Genomic DNA, 17,276 nt, shown 5'->3' on the forward strand with positions numbered 1-17,276 from the left:
AAAGGAGTTCTCATGAAGGATAAAACAGTCTCTGACGAATCGGTTCGGCTGGATAAATGGCTTTGGGCTGCCCGGTTTTATAAAACCAGAGCAATAGCGCGGGAAATGGTGGATGGCGGCAAAGTCCATTATAACGGGCAGCGCGGTAAACCGAGCAAGCCAGTTGAGCTGAATGCTGAAATCCGACTGCGCCAGGGTAATGACGAGCGCACCGTGCGGGTCTTGGCGCTACACAGTCAGCGCCGAGGAGCCAGTGAAGCACAAGCATTATATGAAGAAACCGAAGCCAGCATTGCTAATCGCGAAAAAGTGGCTCAGGCCCGTAAATTAAATGCCCTGACCATGCCACATCCGGATAGGCGACCAGATAAAAAAGAGCGTCGCAACCTGATTAAATTTAAACTAGGCTCTCCAGAGTAAATCCAAGACACCTCAAAAAGTAGCAGGGCGGCGAAGGAGCACATCGCGATGAACTGGCTCAAGTCAGTGATTCGGTAAGTTAAAACCGCCAATATCTCTACAATTTGAAAGATGCCGGGTTTAGATGGGGCCAAAATGAGAGAAAACTATGTCTAACCACGACCAATTACACCGCTATCTGTTTGCTAACCATGCGGTACGCGGTGAACTGGTTTCAGTTAATGAAACCTACCAGCAGGTATTAGCTAACCATGATTACCCACCAGCGGTACAAAAACTGTTGGGTGAAATGTTGGTCGCAACCAGCCTGCTGACCGCTACCCTCAAATTTGATGGTGATATTACGGTGCAATTACAGGGCGGTGATGGCCCACTGTCGCTGGCCGTCATTAACGGCAATAACCGACAAGAAATGCGCGGCGTCGCCCGTTTTAAAGGTGAAATCAGCGATGAAAGTACCCTGAAAGAAATGGTCGGCAATGCCTATCTGGTGATAACCATTACACCTGAGCAAGGTGAGCGCTATCAGGGTGTCGTGGCATTGGAAGGTGACACCATCGCCGCCTGTCTGGAAAGTTACTTTATGCAGTCTGAACAGTTACCTACCCGCCTGTTTATTCGCACCGGCAATGTAGCAGGTAAAGCTGCTGCTGGCGGTATGTTGCTGCAAGTTCTACCAGCAGAAGAACGTAATGAAGATGAATTTGATCATCTGGCACAACTGACCGCGACCATTAAGGCCGAAGAGTTATTCACTCTGCCAGCCAATGAAGTGCTGTATCGTTTATACCATCAAGAAGAAGTGACGTTATATGAACCGCAAAATGTCAGCTTCCGTTGCACCTGTTCCCGTACACGTTGTGCGGATGCATTAGTAACGTTATCTGAAGATGATATCAACGAAATGCTCGCGCAGGATGGCAATATTGATATGCATTGCGAGTATTGCGGCAGCCACTACCTGTTTGATGCCGTAGATATCGCCACGTTAAAGAGCGGTAACAGCCCGTCTTCAGAACAAATTCATTAATTCTGGTAATACATAGCTGGGTGCTGACTCGTGCCCAGCTATTCCTTCTCTCGTTTCACTCTTGCTACAATCCGTGTTCTATCTCTCATAACCTAGCGAAATGTAGGCCATATGTTGAAATCTTTGAACACTATCGCTGTTAATCAGGGATGAGTATTTACAATCGCTGGTAGAAAATTGACGATCCAGGAGTTATGACATGAGTGTTAAAGGAATTACCCCGCAGGAGCTCGCCGCCTATGGCATCCATAACGTCAGCGAGATTGTTTACAACCCAAGCTATGATTTACTGTTCCAGGAAGAGACCAAACCCACGCTTGAAGGATACGAGCGCGGAACCCTCACCACCACAGGAGCAATAGCGGTCGATACCGGTATCTTTACCGGTCGCTCGCCAAAAGATAAATATATTGTCCGCGACGATATCACCCGGGACACCGTGTGGTGGGCTGATCAGGGCAAAGGCAAAAATGATAACAAACCGCTAAGCCAAGAAACCTGGGCTCACCTGAAAGGGTTGGTTACCCAGCAACTGTCCGGCAAACGTCTGTTTGTGGTTGATACCTTCTGCGGTGCAAATGCCGATACCCGTCTGCAAGTGCGCTTTGTTACAGAAGTGGCCTGGCAAGCTCATTTCGTTAAAAACATGTTTATCCGCCCAACAGATGAAGAACTGGCCCATTTCGAGCCTGATTTTATCGTCATGAATGGGGCAAAATGCACTAACCCGAACTGGAAAGAACAAGGTCTGAATTCAGAAAACTTTGTTGCCTTTAACCTGACCGAACGTATGCAGCTGATTGGCGGCACCTGGTATGGCGGCGAAATGAAGAAAGGTATGTTCTCCATGATGAACTACCTGCTGCCACTGAAAGGCATTGCATCTATGCACTGCTCGGCCAACGTCGGTGAAAAAGGCGATGTCGCAATCTTCTTCGGCTTGTCTGGTACCGGTAAAACCACCCTGTCTACTGACCCGAAACGCAAGTTAATTGGCGATGACGAACACGGCTGGGATGATGACGGCGTATTTAACTTTGAAGGTGGCTGCTACGCCAAAACCATCAAGTTATCTGAAGAAGCAGAGCCCGATATTTATCACGCCATTAAACGTGATGCGCTGCTGGAAAACGTCGTGGTTCTGCCAGATGGCACTGTTGATTTTAATGACGGTTCCAAAACTGAAAACACCCGCGTTTCTTACCCAATTTATCACATCGAAAATATCGTAAAACCGGTTTCAAAAGCCGGTCATGCTACTAAGGTTATTTTCCTAACAGCGGATGCATTTGGGGTCTTACCACCAGTATCACGTCTGACGGCAAGCCAAACTCAGTATCACTTCTTATCTGGGTTTACTGCCAAACTGGCGGGTACAGAACGTGGTGTGACCGAACCGACACCGACCTTCTCTGCCTGCTTCGGTGCGGCATTCCTATCACTGCATCCAACTCAATACGCAGAAGTATTGCTGAAACGTATGCAAGCGGTGGGCGCACAAGCCTATCTGGTCAACACTGGCTGGAATGGCACCGGCAAACGTATTTCCATCAAGGATACCCGAGGGATTATCGATGCCATTCTGAATGGCGAAATTGATAAGGCAGAAACCTTTACCTTACCTATCTTTGATCTGGCAGTACCAATGGCATTACCGGGCGTGAACCCAGATATCCTTGACCCGCGTGACACCTACGCCGATGTCGCGCAGTGGCAAGAAAAAGCCGAAGATCTGGCGAAGCGTTTTACCACTAACTTCGATAAGTATACAGATACCCCGGCAGGGGCTGCATTGGTCAGTGCTGGGCCAAAAGTCTGATTTAGAACTGGTTTTATAGAAATACAAAGGGGCATCAATAAGTGCCCCTTTTGTTTTTTCTGGGGGAGTTGCTGCCGCTTTCGGGCGGTGAGATAGCGGATTTGGGTCGATGAGTTATCTGGTTCGGTTGACATAATATTGACTGCAACCTTATCCCCGCAGACTCAGCTGCCAAAAGCGGGTTTTATTAGTGACTCAGTTAACTCACCACCAATCACCCGTTCCCTACGACTACCGGTAATTTCGGTTTTACATCCAATGGCAACGGAATATACGCCCGGATCCGTAATCCGCCACGTTCACTGGCGCCAATCTCTAACGAACCGGCGTGCGCATCAATAATCCGTTGAACAATCGCCAGCCCCAAACCGGTGCCGCTGGTGCTCCGCGCGCTATCGCCACGGACAAAAGGCTGGAACAAATGCTTCAAATCTTCCGGCTTAATCCCTGGCCCATCATCTTCAACCTGGAACCAGGCCCGCTGAAGTTCAGTGCCGCTGCTCACTTTTATCCAGCCATTACCGTAACGAGCAGCATTCACCACCATATTCGCCAAAGCGCGTTTAATTGATAACGGATGGATATCCACCATGACTTCACCATCACATAAATCAGTTTCAATCACCCGCTCATAACCGCTTTCTGCTGCGATCACTTCACCCAACACAGCATTAAGATCACTCGACTCAGTCGGCATCTCCTGTCCGGTGCGCAGATAATCAATAAATTGCTCAATAATGGCATTGCATTCTTCAATGTCTTTATTGATGGATTCCGACAGATAACCGTCGGCTTCACTCATCATTTCGGTCGCCAGACGGATTCGGGTCAACGGAGTCCGTAAGTCGTGGCTAACCCCGGCCATGAGTAATGTCCGGTCATCCGCCAACAACTTCACGCCAGCGGCCATTTGGTTAAATGCCCGAGTAACGGAACGCACCTCCGATGCCCCATATTCGCGCAACGGCGGCGGAATAATACCCTTCCCGACTTGCACAGCCGCGTGCTCAAGCTCGACCAAGGGCCGATTTTGGATGCGGATAAACAGCCAGGCACCGCCGACTGCCAGTAACATAATTGCCAGGGTATAGCGGAACAATGGCGAGAAATCGCCCTGATGAATTTCGGTTAATGGCACCCGCACCCAGATATCCGGCGACAACCACGTCTTTAGCCAGACAACCGGGGAGTTTTTATTGACCTCAACCCGAACATCCGTTGGCCCACCCAATTGCTGGGCCATCTGGTCACTGAGAAACTTGTAATGCTGTGCCCAGCGCAGGCCACTTTCCTCAGCCGCAGCATTGGTATAAAGCGAAATCCCCAATTCACGGTAAATCTCACGCCGAAACGCCGGCGGGACTTCAAGTAGCGTGCCATCTTCCAGTTGCAGCCGGTCAGTCATCAGCATACGAACTTCATAAGCCAATACTTTATTAAACTGCTGCAAACTGGGCAAAATGGCGAAATTTAGCACCACCAAATACGTCGTGACCAAGCTGACAAACAGCAAGGTCACAATCAGTAATAAGGTTCGGGCAAATGAGCTACGCGGAGAAAAGCGCCATCGCCTCATGCTTTACTGCCGTCCGGCACAAAGACGTAACCCAAGCCCCAAACGGTTTGGATATAGCGCGGGTGAGCTGGATCTTCTTCTACCATGCGGCGCAGACGTGAAATCTGCACATCAATCGAACGTTCCATGGCGCTGTATTCGCGGCCCCGTGCCAGATTCATGAGTTTATCGCGGGATAGCGGCTCACGCGGGTGGCTAACCAAGGCTTTCAGCACCGCAAATTCACCACTGGTCAGTGGCATAGGTTCGTCTTCACGGAACATCTCGCGAGTACCAAGATTCAGTTTGAACTTGCCAAAGGCAATCACAGCTTCTTCTTGAGAAGGCGCGCCCGGTAATTCGTTCGCCTGACGGCGCAGCACTGCGCGGATACGTGCCAGTAATTCGCGGGGATTAAATGGCTTAGGAATATAATCATCCGCACCAATTTCCAGCCCGACGATACGGTCAACTTCTTCGCCCTTCGCCGTCACCATAATGATCGGCATGGGGTTGCTTTGGCTGCGCAGGCGGCGGCAGATAGACAGGCCATCTTCGCCCGGTAACATCAGGTCGAGCACCATCAAATGGAAAGACTCACGGGTTAGCAAGCGATCCATTTGTTCAGCATTGGCGACACTGCGCACCTGGAAACCTTGCTCTGTTAGGTAACGTTCCAACAGCGCACGCAGGCGCATATCGTCATCAACGACCAGAATCTTGTGATTCTCTTGCATTTTATTACTCCCAAAGGACGTATTGCCCGAATCTGTGCATTGTTAGAAAAACTCACTTCATACCCTAAATAACTCAAGTGGTGAGAAGGCGGCAACTGAACGAATCCTCCAGGGCTTACATCAGTAAGTGACTGGGGTGAACGTAAGGAAGTCAACGCACACGCAGCTTGAAGTATGACGTGTATTACAGACAGCTATTTATGGTATATATTCTAGTCGAAATTGTTACAAAGCTTATTGTTGTGCCTAATTATCAACACTTTCGTCAAATGGCCGGTAGCGAATTTCTAAAATACAGTAAATTGCTTCGCCATTAGGCGTTTGAACCGTCACTTCATCATCCACTTGTTTGCCAATTAAAGCGCGGGCAACCGGCGAATCAATAGAAATCCATTTTTTGGCGGGATCAAACTCATCCGGCCCCACTAAACGGAAGATTCGCTGCTCTCCTGATTCATTTTCTACTCGCACCCAAGCACCGAAATACACTTTCCCTTCCTGGCGTGGGTCTGGATCGACAATCTTCAGTACTTCCAATCGCTTAGTCAAAAACCGCACCCGACGATCAATTTCTCGCAGGCGCTTCTTACCATAGATATATTCGGCATTTTCCGAGCGGTCGCCCATTGCTGCGGCTTCAGACACCGCTTGTGTCACGACCGGTCGCTCTTCGCGCCACAGATAATGCAGCTCTGTGTCCAGCGCCTGCCAGCCCTCACGGGTTATATAATTGCTTTTAGACATAAAGTTATCCAAGTATCCCTTTGGGATAGATGCCACCACTATACCCTAACTTTTTACCGATAAGTTCGTGTTAGCTCAAGCCCGATAACCGCTCTGCTGGCAATTTATCCGGGCAATCCGTATAACTACCTTCTGCCATTTTTCCTACTCACTAATTGATATCAGACTTATGAATGAACAACTGAGCCGCATAATTGCAAGCGAACTACAGGCGCGACCGGAACAAGTTATCTCCGCAATACGCCTGCTGGATGAAGGTAATACCGTGCCTTTTATTTCACGGTATCGTAAGGAAGTTACCGGCGGGTTGGATGATACCCAATTGCGCCAGTTGGAAAGCCGTTTGGGCTACTTGCGCGAACTTGAAGATCGCCGCCAAACCATTCTTAAATCAATTGAAGATCAAGGCAAGCTCACCGAGCAGCTAGCCGGTGCCATCAAAGGCACTATGAGTAAAACCGAGCTGGAAGATTTATATCTTCCTTATAAACCCAAACGCCGCACCCGTGGGCAGATTGCGATTGAAGCCGGTCTGGAGCCCTTGGCAGACAGCTTATGGAATGACCCGCAACAAACCCCAGAACAGGTGGCTCTCGCCTATATTGATGCTGATAAAGGGGTTGCTGATACCAAAGCGGCACTGGATGGCGCGCGCTATATCCTGATGGAACGTTTTGCCGAAGATGCCACTTTGCTGGCCAAAGTGCGGCAATACCTGTGGAAAAACGCCCAGTTAGTGTCAAAAGTGGTGGAAGGTAAAGAGCAGGAAGGGGCAAAATTTCGCGATTATTTCGACCACCACGAACCTATCGCCCAAGTGCCATCTCACCGCGCATTGGCAATGTTCCGTGGCCGTAATGAAGGTGTACTGCAACTGGCGCTAAATCCTGATCCCCAGTTTGACGAGCCGCCGCGCGAAAGTCAGGGCGAGCAGATTATTATTAATCACCTGGATTTGCGACTGAATAACGCCCCCGCCGACAGCTGGCGTAAAGCCGTGGTCAACTGGACATGGCGTATCAAAGTGCTGTTGCATCTGGAAACCGAGCTGATGAGCACTTTGCGTGAGCGCGCCGAAGACGAAGCAATCAATGTTTTCGCCCGTAACATGCAAGATTTGCTGATGGCAGCACCGGCAGGGATGCGCGCTACTATGGGGCTTGATCCCGGTCTGCGCACTGGGGTGAAAGTCGCGGTGGTTGATGCTACCGGTAAGCTGGTGGCCTTCGATACCATTTACCCTCATACCGGGCAGGCCGCCAAAGCCGCAGCGGTGGTGGCGGCCTTGTGCATTAAACATCAGGTTGAGCTGGTGGCTATCGGTAATGGCACGGCCTCGCGGGAAACTGAGCGCTTCTTTATTGAGCTGCAACAACAGTATCCGGCGGTAACGGCGCAAAAAGTCATTGTCAGTGAAGCCGGCGCATCGGTTTACTCCGCCTCTGAGCTGGCCGCGCTGGAATTCCCGGACTTGGACGTTTCTATCCGTGGTGCGGTTTCTATTGCCCGTCGGCTGCAAGACCCACTGGCTGAATTAGTTAAAATTGATCCGAAATCCATTGGGGTCGGCCAGTATCAGCATGATGTCAGCCAAAGCCAGCTGGCGAAAAAGCTGGATGCCGTGGTAGAAGACTGCGTAAATGCCGTCGGGGTAGATTTGAACACCGCGTCAGTGCCCTTACTGACCCGAGTGGCAGGTTTAACCCGCATGATGGCGCAGAATATTGTTAACTGGCGTGATGAGAATGGCCGCTTCCATAACCGCGAACAATTACTGAAAGTCAGCCGTTTGGGGCCAAAAGCTTTCGAACAGTGCGCCGGTTTCTTGCGCATCAATCACGGGGATAACCCGCTGGATGCATCCACGGTGCATCCGGAAGCCTATCCGATAGTCGAGCGCATTTTGGCGGCAACCGAGCAGGCGTTGCAGGACTTAATGGGCAATTCAGCCGCCTTACGCAATCTTAATGCCCGCGATTTTACCACCGAGCGTTTTGGCGTGCCGACCGTCACCGATATCCTGCGCGAGCTGGAAAAACCGGGCCGTGACCCACGTCCTGAGTTTAAAACGGCGACCTTTGCTGAAGGCGTTGAGACACTCAATGACCTGACTCCGGGGATGATCCTCGAAGGCTCAGTCACTAACGTGACTAACTTTGGTGCTTTTGTGGATATTGGTGTCCACCAAGATGGTTTGGTGCATATCTCGTCACTGGCCGATAAGTTTGTCGACGACCCGCATAAAGTGGTGAAAGCTGGGGATATCGTCAAAGTCAAAGTGATGGAAGTGGATTTGCAGCGCAAGCGCATTGCCCTGACCATGCGCCTTGATGAGCAGCCGGGTGAAAGCGGCTCGCGCCGTGGTGGTGGTGAAAACCGAGCCAGCACCAATAGCGATAATCGCGGAGCCAGCCGCCCGCGCAACAGCAATGACAGCAATAACCGCGCTCCCGCTAAAGGCCGAGCAGACAGTCACTCGGGCAATAACAGTAATTCGGGCAATAACAGCGCCATGAGTGACGCGCTGGCGGCGGCGTTTAAAAAACGCTAGTGGCTTTTAAAAAGTAAATAGCTTTAAAAAGGCAACTAACTGAGTTAAGGGTCACTTTTTGTGGCCCTTTTTTATTTTCCCACCGGCTTTTTCATGCTTTTTTTCGGTGATTTTGTAAAATTTTTTTAAAATTAATTAGCACGCAATTCTTTTATTTCACGGTGTAACTTCACTGGATCAGGAATGTTAAATCTGACAGAAATCACATTTAATTAATATCCTGGTTAATTCGTCCTGCTATCACACTTAACTTATAAATAATTACGATAACATTCTGTGGGTTAATTAAAACCCGCGCAAGACTTGATTCAGATCATAGTGAAATAGTGAGGTTAACTATTGGTATTCGTCAGTATAGACAGAGACTTATAGAAACATTTAGTTAACTGATTTAACCTCTTATTCGCATTTGCGATTATGCTGATTTGGTGGTAAAACAAGCATAAATAGAAATCAGACTCATTAATTATAAAAATCAAATCACAACAGATGCTTACTTTTTAGTATTTTGTCTGAGTTGAATATGAAAACGATTCTTACTATTATTATTTAACTCATTATTAATTAGCCTGATATCACTCTGAATTTTGGTACGCTATTAATCACCACGAATAGCCAAAATCATTGACGTTGTAGATAGGCCACCAGCGAACTCATCCTGTAGTGATTACTGAAATAAGTGATTCAGGTGAGTGAGAGTAGCTAACACCCCAGGGCTTCAAACCCGAAGGGTAACAAGAGGTTGCTATGCATTTGATCCCACAACGCTCCTACAAAATTATTGGCTTCTCACCTGAAATTAGCCCGGCTTATCGGCAGAAACTATTGTCCTTGGGTATGTTACCCGGCTCTTCATTTAATGTTGTGCGCCTCGCGCCATTAGGTGACCCCATTCAGATAGAAACCCGTCGGGTCAGTCTGGTGGTGCGCAAAAAGGATTTAGACCTACTGACACTCGACCTACAGCCCTAGCGTTTCAGGTCAACGTCTTATTCTGTCTGCTGGATGATGAATTAAACTCGCCCAGCACCGTCTTAATCTATTGATATCACGTTGGAAAATGAAAGCACTCACCATCGGCCTGATAGGCAACCCCAATGCGGGTAAAACCACCCTTTTCAACCAGCTAACTGGTGCTCGTCAGCGGGTCGGTAACTGGGCTGGGGTCACTGTAGAGCGCAAAGAAGGCCATTTTAGCACCGCACAGCATCAGGTGACTTTGGTTGACCTGCCGGGAACTTACTCGCTGACCACCATTTCCGAGCAAACGTCGCTGGATGAGCAAATAGCCTGCCATTATATTTTAAGCGGCGAAGCTGATCTGCTAATTAATGTGGTTGATGCCGCCAATCTGGAACGCAATCTCTACCTGACACTGCAACTGATCGAGTTGGGCATCCCCTGCATTCTGGCACTCAATATGTTGGATATCGCCAAAAGTCAGCATATTGATATTGATATTGCTGCACTTTCTCAGCAATTGGGCTGCCCGGTTATTCCGCTGATTTCCACCCGTGGGCGCGGTATCAATGAATTAAAAAATAGCATTGATGAGTTTCAACCCGTCACCTTCAAAGCATTGGTGGACTACCCGCCAGTGCTGCTTTCGGAAGTGGAGAAGCTGGCACAAAACATGCCGGAGTCTTGGCCCAGCCAACAGCGCCGCTGGTTGGCGCTGCAAATTCTGGAGGGGGATATTTACAGCTTGGCCCGTGCGGGTATTGAGCCGTCACAGGTGGCTCAAGCACGTGAAAATCTGCGGCAGCATCAACACGAAGATCCCGAACTCATCATTGCCGATGCCCGCTATCAAAGCATTGCCCGCATCTGCGATACCGTCGGGAACTCACAGCAGGCCATGCCAAACCGCCTGACTCAAGCACTCGACAAAGTGATTCTTAACCGCTGGTTAGGGGTGCCAATTTTCTTATTTGTCATGTACATCATGTTCGTGCTGGCCATCAATATTGGTGGGGCATTACAGCCTATTTTTGATATTGGCTCTGCGGCTATTTTTATCCAAGGGCTGCAATGGGTCGGTTATACCCTGCATTTCCCGCAGTGGCTGACTGTCTTCCTGGCGCAAGGTGTTGGTGGCGGCATTAACACCGTGCTGCCGCTGGTGCCGCAAATTGGCATGATGTATTTGTTCCTCTCCTTTCTGGAAGACTCCGGCTATATGGCCCGCGCCGCATTTGTGATGGATAGGCTAATGCAGGCATTGGGATTGCCGGGTAAATCATTCGTACCGCTGATTGTTGGCTTCGGCTGCAATGTGCCCTCAATTATGGGCGCACGGACACTGGATGCCCAACGCGAGCGCCTGATTACCATCATGATGGCACCTTTTATGTCCTGTGGTGCACGGCTGGCTATTTTCGCCGTATTTGCCGCTGCATTCTTTGGGCAAGATGGGGCCAGCATTGTTTTCTCTCTCTATTTACTGGGCATTGCCGTCGCCATCCTCACCGGCTTGGTACTGAAACACACCATTATGCGCGGCGAAGCCTCTCCTTTTGTGATGGAGTTGCCGGTTTACCATGTGCCCCATCTCAAAAGCTTGTTATTGCAAACCTGGCAGCGGCTGAAAGGCTTTGTCCTACGGGCCGGGAAAGTCATTGTTATTGCCAGTATTTTCATTGGTGGCTTGAATAGTTTTTCTTTCAGCGGCAAACCCGTGGATAGCATCAATGACTCGGCGCTGGCGTCGGTCAGTAAAGTGCTCACCCCGCTACTGATGCCAATGGGCGTTCATACCGATAACTGGCAAGCGACTGTTGGCCTGGTGACCGGGGCGATGGCGAAAGAAGTGGTGGTCGGCACATTGAATACCTTGTACACCGCCGAGCAGATTAAAAATGAACCCTTTGATGCTGAAAACTTCAATTTACTGGGTGAATTGGCCGGAGCGGTTGATACCACCTGGCAAGGGTTAAAAGACACCTTTAGCCTCAGCGTGCTATCTAACCCTATTGAAGCCAGCAAAGGTGATGGCGAAATGGCCGCGGGTTCTATGGGGATGATGAGCAGTAAGTTCGGCTCCAGTATTTCCGCTTACAGCTATCTGATTTTCGTGCTGCTGTACGTGCCTTGTGTCTCAGTGATGGGGGCGATTGCGCGGGAAACCAGCCGCGGCTGGATGACCTTCTCAATACTCTGGGGGCTGAATGTCGCTTACTCCCTGGCGACCTTGTTCTACCAAGCCGCCACCTTTGGTGACCACCCGCAGCAAAGCCTCGGCATTATTGCGTTGGTCATTATTATTAATGCCGCCATCTTGTTTGGCTTACGCCGTGCTCGTAGCCGAGTCACCCTGAGATTGGCCAACAGTGCGCCCGTCAGTTGCTGCCAAAGCTCAGGTAATGACTGCCACTAAACCGGATAACAATTGAGGATATATCATGGCCAGCCTACTGCAATTGCGCGATGCAATCGCCCTCAATGGCAGTGCTGATGCACATCAGCTGAGCCATCAATTCGCTATGCCCTTGCCCTTGGTTGAAGCCATGCTGGAAAAGCTGACGGCCATGGGCAAGCTTGAACGTATTGAGCAAGATAATCGCGGTTGCCTGACCGGCAGCTGCAAGCAATGCCCCGAGGGGCAGGCTCAGTGCAACACGGTGATTTATCACATCGCGCCCAACTCATGATTCGGTTATTTCAGCGGTTATGTTGCTGGGCGAAATCTAAAATTAAGTTAGAAAAATCATCAGGATGAGAAACAAACGGCGCGTGAGCGGCCCCTGGCATTATCACTGATTGCGTCCCCGGCCATTCGCGGTCTAACAATGAGGCCACTTTGCGCGGCACCAGCCCATCCAGATAACCATAAATCCGCAAAAAAGGCAGGGAACACTGTGCCAGTGCCGAGCGCAAATCGGAGGTGCGCAAAATATCTAACCCGCCAGTCAGTACCTCAACCGCGGGCATCTGATGTTGCAGCACCACCGCTTTCAGTAAGCGGGCATCCTGACGGGCGCTTTCAGTTCCTAATGTTTGCAACGCCAAGAAACGCTCCACTGTGCGCTGAAAATCCTCACTGAGCTGTTGCTCAAACCCGGCTAATACTTCAGGGCGGATCCCCGGCCACTCTTCATGAGCGGTAAAGCACGGAGAGGATGAAACTGTTATTAGCCCTTGAACGCGCTCTGGATAGCTCAATGCTATCTGGCTGGCAACCAGCCCGCCCATCGACCACCCCAGCCATAGCGCCTGTTGCGGTGCTTGCTGTACGACAATTTCAGCCATCTCAGACAATGACATAGCAGAAAATGCGTTACTGCGGCCATAGCCGGGAAGGTCAACCAGATGCAGGCGAAAATGCGGCGCAAGTCTGTCAATTATGCAATGCCATACCTCCGCGTTCAGCCCCCATCCGTGCAGCAGCACAAGATCGCGATCGCCTGTGCCGCAGATGTTCCAATACAGTTGTTTCATGCGCTAGTATCCTGTCGTCTTAGCTCTTTATATCCCCACCATCGTGCCAGATAGCAGGGGATAGAATTGTTCATCAAGGAAGATGTCTATGCTAACCATCGTCAGCCAGTGTTGGCTATGCCAGCAGCCTTTATATCACCCTAAGCACGGTATTTGTTGCTACTGCCGCCGTCATTTGCCCAAATTACCGCCCTGTTGCCCTTGCTGCGGTTTGCTAAGTAGCAACCCGGTTTTGCCCTGTGGCCGCTGCCTGATCCAACCGCCGCGCTGGGGAAGTCTCACTTTTGTTAGTGATTATGCGCCCCCATTGAATCAATTGATAAAAAAGCTAAAATTTAGCGGTGTAACCCCACTGGCACCAGTATTGGCACGTTTATTATTACTGCGCTGGCTCGATGCCCGCCGTTTGGGTCTGGTCAGCAAACCGGACAGAATTATCAGTGTGCCACTGCACCGCTGGCGGTGCTGGCGTCGTGGTTATAACCAAACAGACTTGTTAGCACGGCCATTGGCGCATTGGCTTGGCTGCCATTATAGCCACACGACCTTACAGCGTATTCGCGCGACGCCAGCCCAGCAGCAATTAAATGCCTCTGCACGGCGTAAAAATATGCGCGGAATATTTCGCTGTTTGGAACCTGTTCATGGTCAACATATTGCTTTGCTGGATGATGTTGTGACCACTGGCAGTACACTGAATGAGATTGCCAAGCTATTATGGGCTAAGGGGATTGCCTCATTACAGGTTTGGTGTATCTGCCGAACCTTGTAGTCACCCTAACAATGGGCGTATTATAACCGACAAGAATAGTCAACTATTGAGCAGATGCCATGATCACAATAACAGACGCAGCACAATCTCATTTTGCCAAACTGTTGGCAAATCAAGAAGAAGGCACCCAAATCCGTGTATTTGTTATCAATCCGGGTACCCCAACCGCTGAGTGCGGTGTGTCTTACTGCCCACCGGATGCGGTTGAAGCAACAGATACTGAACTGAAATTTGAACAGTTGTCAGCTTATATTGATGAACTCAGCAAACCTTATCTGGAAGATGCTGAAATTGACTTTGTTACTGACCAGCTAGGTTCTCAGCTAACCCTGAAAGCACCGAATGCCAAAATGCGTAAAGTGGATGACACAGCACCGCTGATGGAGCGAGTTGAATATGTGCTGCAATCACAAATTAACCCACAATTAGCGGGTCACGGCGGTCGTGTGACCTTGATGGAAATAACGCCAGATGCACTGGCTATCCTGCAATTTGGCGGTGGCTGTAACGGTTGTTCTATGGTCGATGTGACGTTGAAAGAAGGCATCGAGAAAGAACTGTTGCAGAAATTCCCAGAATTGAAGGGTGTCAGGGATTTGACCGAGCATCAGCGCGGCGAGCACTCTTACTACTAATTATCCTGCGTCCTTGGTGCTACAGCGGTGTTAGCGGCTCTCACTCACCCGAATCACTGACCTTGGTCAGCTCATCGGGATTTGTTCGTTTGCTGCCTTGCTGTAACACCAATGACTTTGGCTAATCGTTTTCACATGACTCATTAGCCCGCATCCTCAGCTCTACCGCGGTGTTAGCAACTCTCACTCACCCGAATTGCTGGCCTGTAGTTGGCTTACATCAATAAGCTCATCGGGATTTGTTCGTTTGCTGCCTTGCTGTAACACCAATGACTTTGGCTAATCGTTTTTTCAATACTGGCAAAGTTAGATATCAAATGAAGGGAAAAACATCACGTTTGGGTCGTAGCGGCGTGAGCTGCCGAAGTGCTCGTAAGTGCGGTAAACCCTTCACTCACTGTTCTATAAAACAGATTTGTCAGTCACTTTAGGGCGATTACTCACCCTAAAGTCACATCAAATAGTATTTAGATTACCCCGCAGAAACCTTCTTGCGCCGCTTATCCAAATCTTTCAATAAAAGATTAACCTGGCTGTCGGCAAACATCTCTTCCAAGCTTACTTTTAACTTGCGCCGCCAGTTAGGATATTCATCACTGGTTCCAGGGATGTTGACCGGCGTTGCCATATCTAACCAATCTTCTGGCTGTAAACCTAATAGCGCGCTGGCGCTGTCCGCAACATAACGCTGTAATCCGCGATTAAGCACCGGGCTCATTGCCAGCAACGATGCCTTATGGCCCACTTTCTTTGGCACACAATCATAATGATGCAGCCCTTCCAGCAAACCTTGCTTCGCGCGCTCTCTATCCAGATAAAGCTGTTTCAATATCTGTTGGTCCGGATAGAGCCCCAGCTTATTCCCCAGCGTCAAATCATCACTTTGCCAATAACCGCGCAATGTCGGTAAGTCATGGGTCGTAATGGTGGCCATAGCTTGTACCGGATAAGATTGCGGCGCACGGAAGGTGTTCTCACTGTCATGCTCAAAATACAGCACTTTGTAGGAATACACGCCGCTGTCGCGCAGCTTGCCAACAATCTCTACCGGAACTGTGCCCAAATCCTCGCCAATCACCATGCAGTGGTGGCGCTGACTCTCCAGAGCCAATATCGCCAGCAGATCATCCACCGGATATTTTACATAAGCGCCGTGATCAGCAGTCTGGCCATAAGGTATCCACCAGAGGCGCAATAAAGCCATTACATGGTCAATACGCAGCGCGCCGCAACTGGTCATATTGGCGCGCAGCAAATCAATGAAAGGCTGATAAGCACGGGCCACCATGACGTGCGGATCCATTGGTGGCAACCCCCAATTCTGACCCAAAGGCCCTAAAATATCAGGCGGTGCCCCCACGGAGGCTTTAAGGCAATATAATTCGCGATCACACCAGGTTTCAGCCCCGCCTTCCGCCACACCAACCGCCAAATCACGGTATAAACCCAGTGGCATTTTGCGCGATTGGCTGGCGCGGAAACAGTCATCAAACTGGCTGGCGGCCAACCACTGTAGCCACAGATAGAAATTCACTTCCTGCACATGCTCGCGACAGAACTCAGCCACAGCACTGCTGTGACCATTACGATATTTTTCCGGCCACACTGGCCAGCCCCACATCATGGGGTCATTTTCACTTAAATGGGCATGAAGGGCATCAAAAGCGGCTTGTTGATGCAAGCTACTGCCGCCTTGCTCAACAAACTTATGAAATGCCTGCATCCGGGTATCTTTTGCTTTGCGGGCAGTAAACAAAGGAAATGCCAAACGCAATGCAGTTAATTTCAGCTGCATAACCTGCGGATAATCAACCCATTCGCTGGCCCGGATACTGGCCAAGCTGGCTTGTGTCTGTGGCTTATGCCACCAGAGTTGTGCGGCTTCACTGTGCTTAAATTCATCCACGCGATTTACGTCGATATAAATCACATTCAGCCAACGTCTGGATGAGGGGCTATAAGGGCTGGCACTTTGTGGATTAGCAGGATACAGCGCATGAATCGGATTGAGGCCAATAAAGGCCCCGCCGCGCTCTTCGACCTGCTCCAGCATCTGGTTTAAATCACCAAAATCACCAATACCCCAGTTATGTTCAGAACGCAGGGTGTAAAGCTGCACACAAGCGCCCCAGAGCTTTTTCCCTGCCAGCAAGGCATCTGGCTCATAGCAACGTTTTGGCGCTACAATAACTGAGCACTGCCACTGTTGTAAGCCCTGCTCCAGTACCAAACGGTGATAACCTTGCGGCAAAGATGCCGGCAATGTTAGCGTTTTTTTGGCACTGATACGCCCTTGATGTAATTCACCTTTTTCGGTTTGTAGCTGCCAGTGATAATCGCCCGAACCCGCCATTGGCAACTGCATTGGGCTGCCAAAAGTAAAGATTTTCACGACCGGTAATGGGGCTTTTTCTACCTGAGTCTCCTGGGGCGCATGCAAGCGCCCCATCGCCGCCAATAATTGCTGCTTAGTTTCCGGCGAAATAGCTTGCGGCTTACCATGCGCATTAATATAGCTGGCAGATATTCCTGCCAGTGTTGCTGCTTGATCGAGCGATTTACGATCCATGCAGTCT

14 protein-coding genes are annotated in these 17,276 nt (G+C 49.9%); 9 read left to right on the forward strand and 5 right to left on the reverse strand.

From position 1 onward, the window contains the following. Positions 1-12 precede the first annotated feature (12 nt). The 3 genes from hslR to pckA all read left to right on the forward strand — a co-directional run bounded on the left by hslR (position 13) and on the right by pckA (position 3,269). Positions 13-420, forward strand: a complete 408-nt coding sequence (hslR, locus tag YROHD0001_RS08860) for a ribosome-associated heat shock protein Hsp15 (protein WP_004714714.1) — start codon at positions 13-15, stop codon at positions 418-420. A 148-nt stretch (positions 421-568) separates the two neighbouring features. Next, positions 569-1,450, forward strand: a complete 882-nt coding sequence (hslO, locus tag YROHD0001_RS08855) for an Hsp33 family molecular chaperone HslO (RefSeq protein WP_004714715.1) — start codon at positions 569-571, stop codon at positions 1,448-1,450. A gap of 199 nt (positions 1,451-1,649) precedes the next feature. Next, complete coding sequence (pckA, locus tag YROHD0001_RS08850) at positions 1,650-3,269, forward strand: phosphoenolpyruvate carboxykinase (ATP) (RefSeq protein ID WP_004714716.1); 1,620 nt, start codon at positions 1,650-1,652, stop codon at positions 3,267-3,269. 214 nt (positions 3,270-3,483) lie between these two features. Here pckA and envZ read toward each other — a convergent pair whose 3' ends face one another. From envZ to greB, 3 genes are all read right to left on the reverse strand, one after another. Continuing rightward, positions 3,484-4,845 carry a two-component system sensor histidine kinase EnvZ gene (gene envZ, locus YROHD0001_RS08845; protein ID WP_032816909.1) on the reverse strand — a complete coding sequence of 454 codons (1,362 nt, stop codon included), beginning with the start codon at positions 4,843-4,845 and terminating at the stop codon, positions 3,484-3,486. Then, positions 4,842-5,561, reverse strand: coding sequence for an osmolarity response regulator transcription factor OmpR (ompR, locus tag YROHD0001_RS08840; RefSeq protein ID WP_004709363.1), 720 nt, complete (start codon positions 5,559-5,561; stop codon positions 4,842-4,844). Before ompR ends, envZ begins: the two co-directional genes overlap by 4 nt. Positions 5,562-5,807: 246 nt before the next feature. After that, positions 5,808-6,305, reverse strand: coding sequence for a transcription elongation factor GreB (greB, locus tag YROHD0001_RS08835; protein WP_032816910.1), 498 nt, complete (start codon positions 6,303-6,305; stop codon positions 5,808-5,810). Between the two features lie 169 nt (positions 6,306-6,474). Between greB and YROHD0001_RS08830 the strand changes: the two genes are divergently transcribed. The 4 genes from YROHD0001_RS08830 to YROHD0001_RS08815 all read left to right on the forward strand — a co-directional run bounded on the left by YROHD0001_RS08830 (position 6,475) and on the right by YROHD0001_RS08815 (position 12,506). Further along, positions 6,475-8,856: a Tex family protein gene (locus YROHD0001_RS08830; RefSeq protein ID WP_004714719.1), complete on the forward strand. Its 2,382-nt coding sequence runs from the start codon at positions 6,475-6,477 to the stop codon at positions 8,854-8,856. A gap of 747 nt (positions 8,857-9,603) precedes the next feature. Beyond that, positions 9,604-9,828 carry a ferrous iron transporter A gene (gene feoA / locus YROHD0001_RS08825; RefSeq protein ID WP_004714720.1) on the forward strand — a complete coding sequence of 75 codons (225 nt, stop codon included), beginning with the start codon at positions 9,604-9,606 and terminating at the stop codon, positions 9,826-9,828. 88 nt (positions 9,829-9,916) lie between these two features. Next, positions 9,917-12,232: a Fe(2+) transporter permease subunit FeoB gene (feoB, locus tag YROHD0001_RS08820; RefSeq protein ID WP_004714721.1), complete on the forward strand. Its 2,316-nt coding sequence runs from the start codon at positions 9,917-9,919 to the stop codon at positions 12,230-12,232. Positions 12,233-12,257: 25 nt separating this feature from the next. Then, positions 12,258-12,506, forward strand: a complete 249-nt coding sequence (locus YROHD0001_RS08815; RefSeq protein ID WP_004714723.1) for a FeoC-like transcriptional regulator — start codon at positions 12,258-12,260, stop codon at positions 12,504-12,506. A 10-nt stretch (positions 12,507-12,516) separates the two neighbouring features. Here the strand turns inward: YROHD0001_RS08815 and bioH are convergent, their stop codons facing one another. Beyond that, positions 12,517-13,293, reverse strand: coding sequence for a pimeloyl-ACP methyl ester esterase BioH (gene bioH, locus YROHD0001_RS08810; RefSeq protein WP_032816911.1), 777 nt, complete (start codon positions 13,291-13,293; stop codon positions 12,517-12,519). 88 nt (positions 13,294-13,381) lie between these two features. Between bioH and gntX the strand changes: the two genes are divergently transcribed. Beyond that, the gene (gene gntX, locus YROHD0001_RS08805) at positions 13,382-14,065 is read left to right on the forward strand and encodes a DNA utilization protein GntX (protein WP_004714725.1); all 684 of its coding nucleotides are present in this window, start codon (positions 13,382-13,384) and stop codon (positions 14,063-14,065) included. 59 nt (positions 14,066-14,124) lie between these two features. Further along, positions 14,125-14,700: a Fe-S biogenesis protein NfuA gene (gene nfuA / locus YROHD0001_RS08800; RefSeq protein WP_004714726.1), complete on the forward strand. Its 576-nt coding sequence runs from the start codon at positions 14,125-14,127 to the stop codon at positions 14,698-14,700. 472 nt (positions 14,701-15,172) lie between these two features. Here the strand turns inward: nfuA and malQ are convergent, their stop codons facing one another. Further along, on the reverse strand, positions 15,173-17,269 hold the full coding sequence (gene malQ / locus YROHD0001_RS08795; protein ID WP_004714727.1) for a 4-alpha-glucanotransferase: 2,097 nt from the start codon (positions 17,267-17,269) through the stop codon (positions 15,173-15,175). Between the last annotated feature and the right edge of the window lie 7 nt (positions 17,270-17,276).

The organism is Yersinia rohdei ATCC 43380, from assembly GCF_000173775.1.
Classification (GTDB): domain Bacteria; phylum Pseudomonadota; class Gammaproteobacteria; order Enterobacterales; family Enterobacteriaceae; genus Yersinia; species Yersinia rohdei.

What these genes read in the sequence shown, in the direction of transcription:
- hslR (WP_004714714.1), top strand. Translation starts at nt 13, where the DNA reads ATGAAGGATAAAACAGTCTCTGACGAATCGGTTCGGCTGGATAAATGG.
- hslO (WP_004714715.1), top strand. Translation starts at nt 569, where the DNA reads ATGTCTAACCACGACCAATTACACCGCTATCTGTTTGCTAACCATGCG.
- pckA (WP_004714716.1), top strand. Translation starts at nt 1,650, where the DNA reads ATGAGTGTTAAAGGAATTACCCCGCAGGAGCTCGCCGCCTATGGCATC.
- envZ (WP_032816909.1), bottom strand. Translation starts at nt 4,845, where the DNA reads ATGAGGCGATGGCGCTTTTCTCCGCGTAGCTCATTTGCCCGAACCTTA.
- ompR (WP_004709363.1), bottom strand. Translation starts at nt 5,561, where the DNA reads ATGCAAGAGAATCACAAGATTCTGGTCGTTGATGACGATATGCGCCTG.
- greB (WP_032816910.1), bottom strand. Translation starts at nt 6,305, where the DNA reads ATGTCTAAAAGCAATTATATAACCCGTGAGGGCTGGCAGGCGCTGGAC.
- YROHD0001_RS08830 (WP_004714719.1), top strand. Translation starts at nt 6,475, where the DNA reads ATGAATGAACAACTGAGCCGCATAATTGCAAGCGAACTACAGGCGCGA.
- feoA (WP_004714720.1), top strand. Translation starts at nt 9,604, where the DNA reads ATGCATTTGATCCCACAACGCTCCTACAAAATTATTGGCTTCTCACCT.
- feoB (WP_004714721.1), top strand. Translation starts at nt 9,917, where the DNA reads ATGAAAGCACTCACCATCGGCCTGATAGGCAACCCCAATGCGGGTAAA.
- YROHD0001_RS08815 (WP_004714723.1), top strand. Translation starts at nt 12,258, where the DNA reads ATGGCCAGCCTACTGCAATTGCGCGATGCAATCGCCCTCAATGGCAGT.
- bioH (WP_032816911.1), bottom strand. Translation starts at nt 13,293, where the DNA reads ATGAAACAACTGTATTGGAACATCTGCGGCACAGGCGATCGCGATCTT.
- gntX (WP_004714725.1), top strand. Translation starts at nt 13,382, where the DNA reads ATGCTAACCATCGTCAGCCAGTGTTGGCTATGCCAGCAGCCTTTATAT.
- nfuA (WP_004714726.1), top strand. Translation starts at nt 14,125, where the DNA reads ATGATCACAATAACAGACGCAGCACAATCTCATTTTGCCAAACTGTTG.
- malQ (WP_004714727.1), bottom strand. Translation starts at nt 17,269, where the DNA reads ATGGATCGTAAATCGCTCGATCAAGCAGCAACACTGGCAGGAATATCT.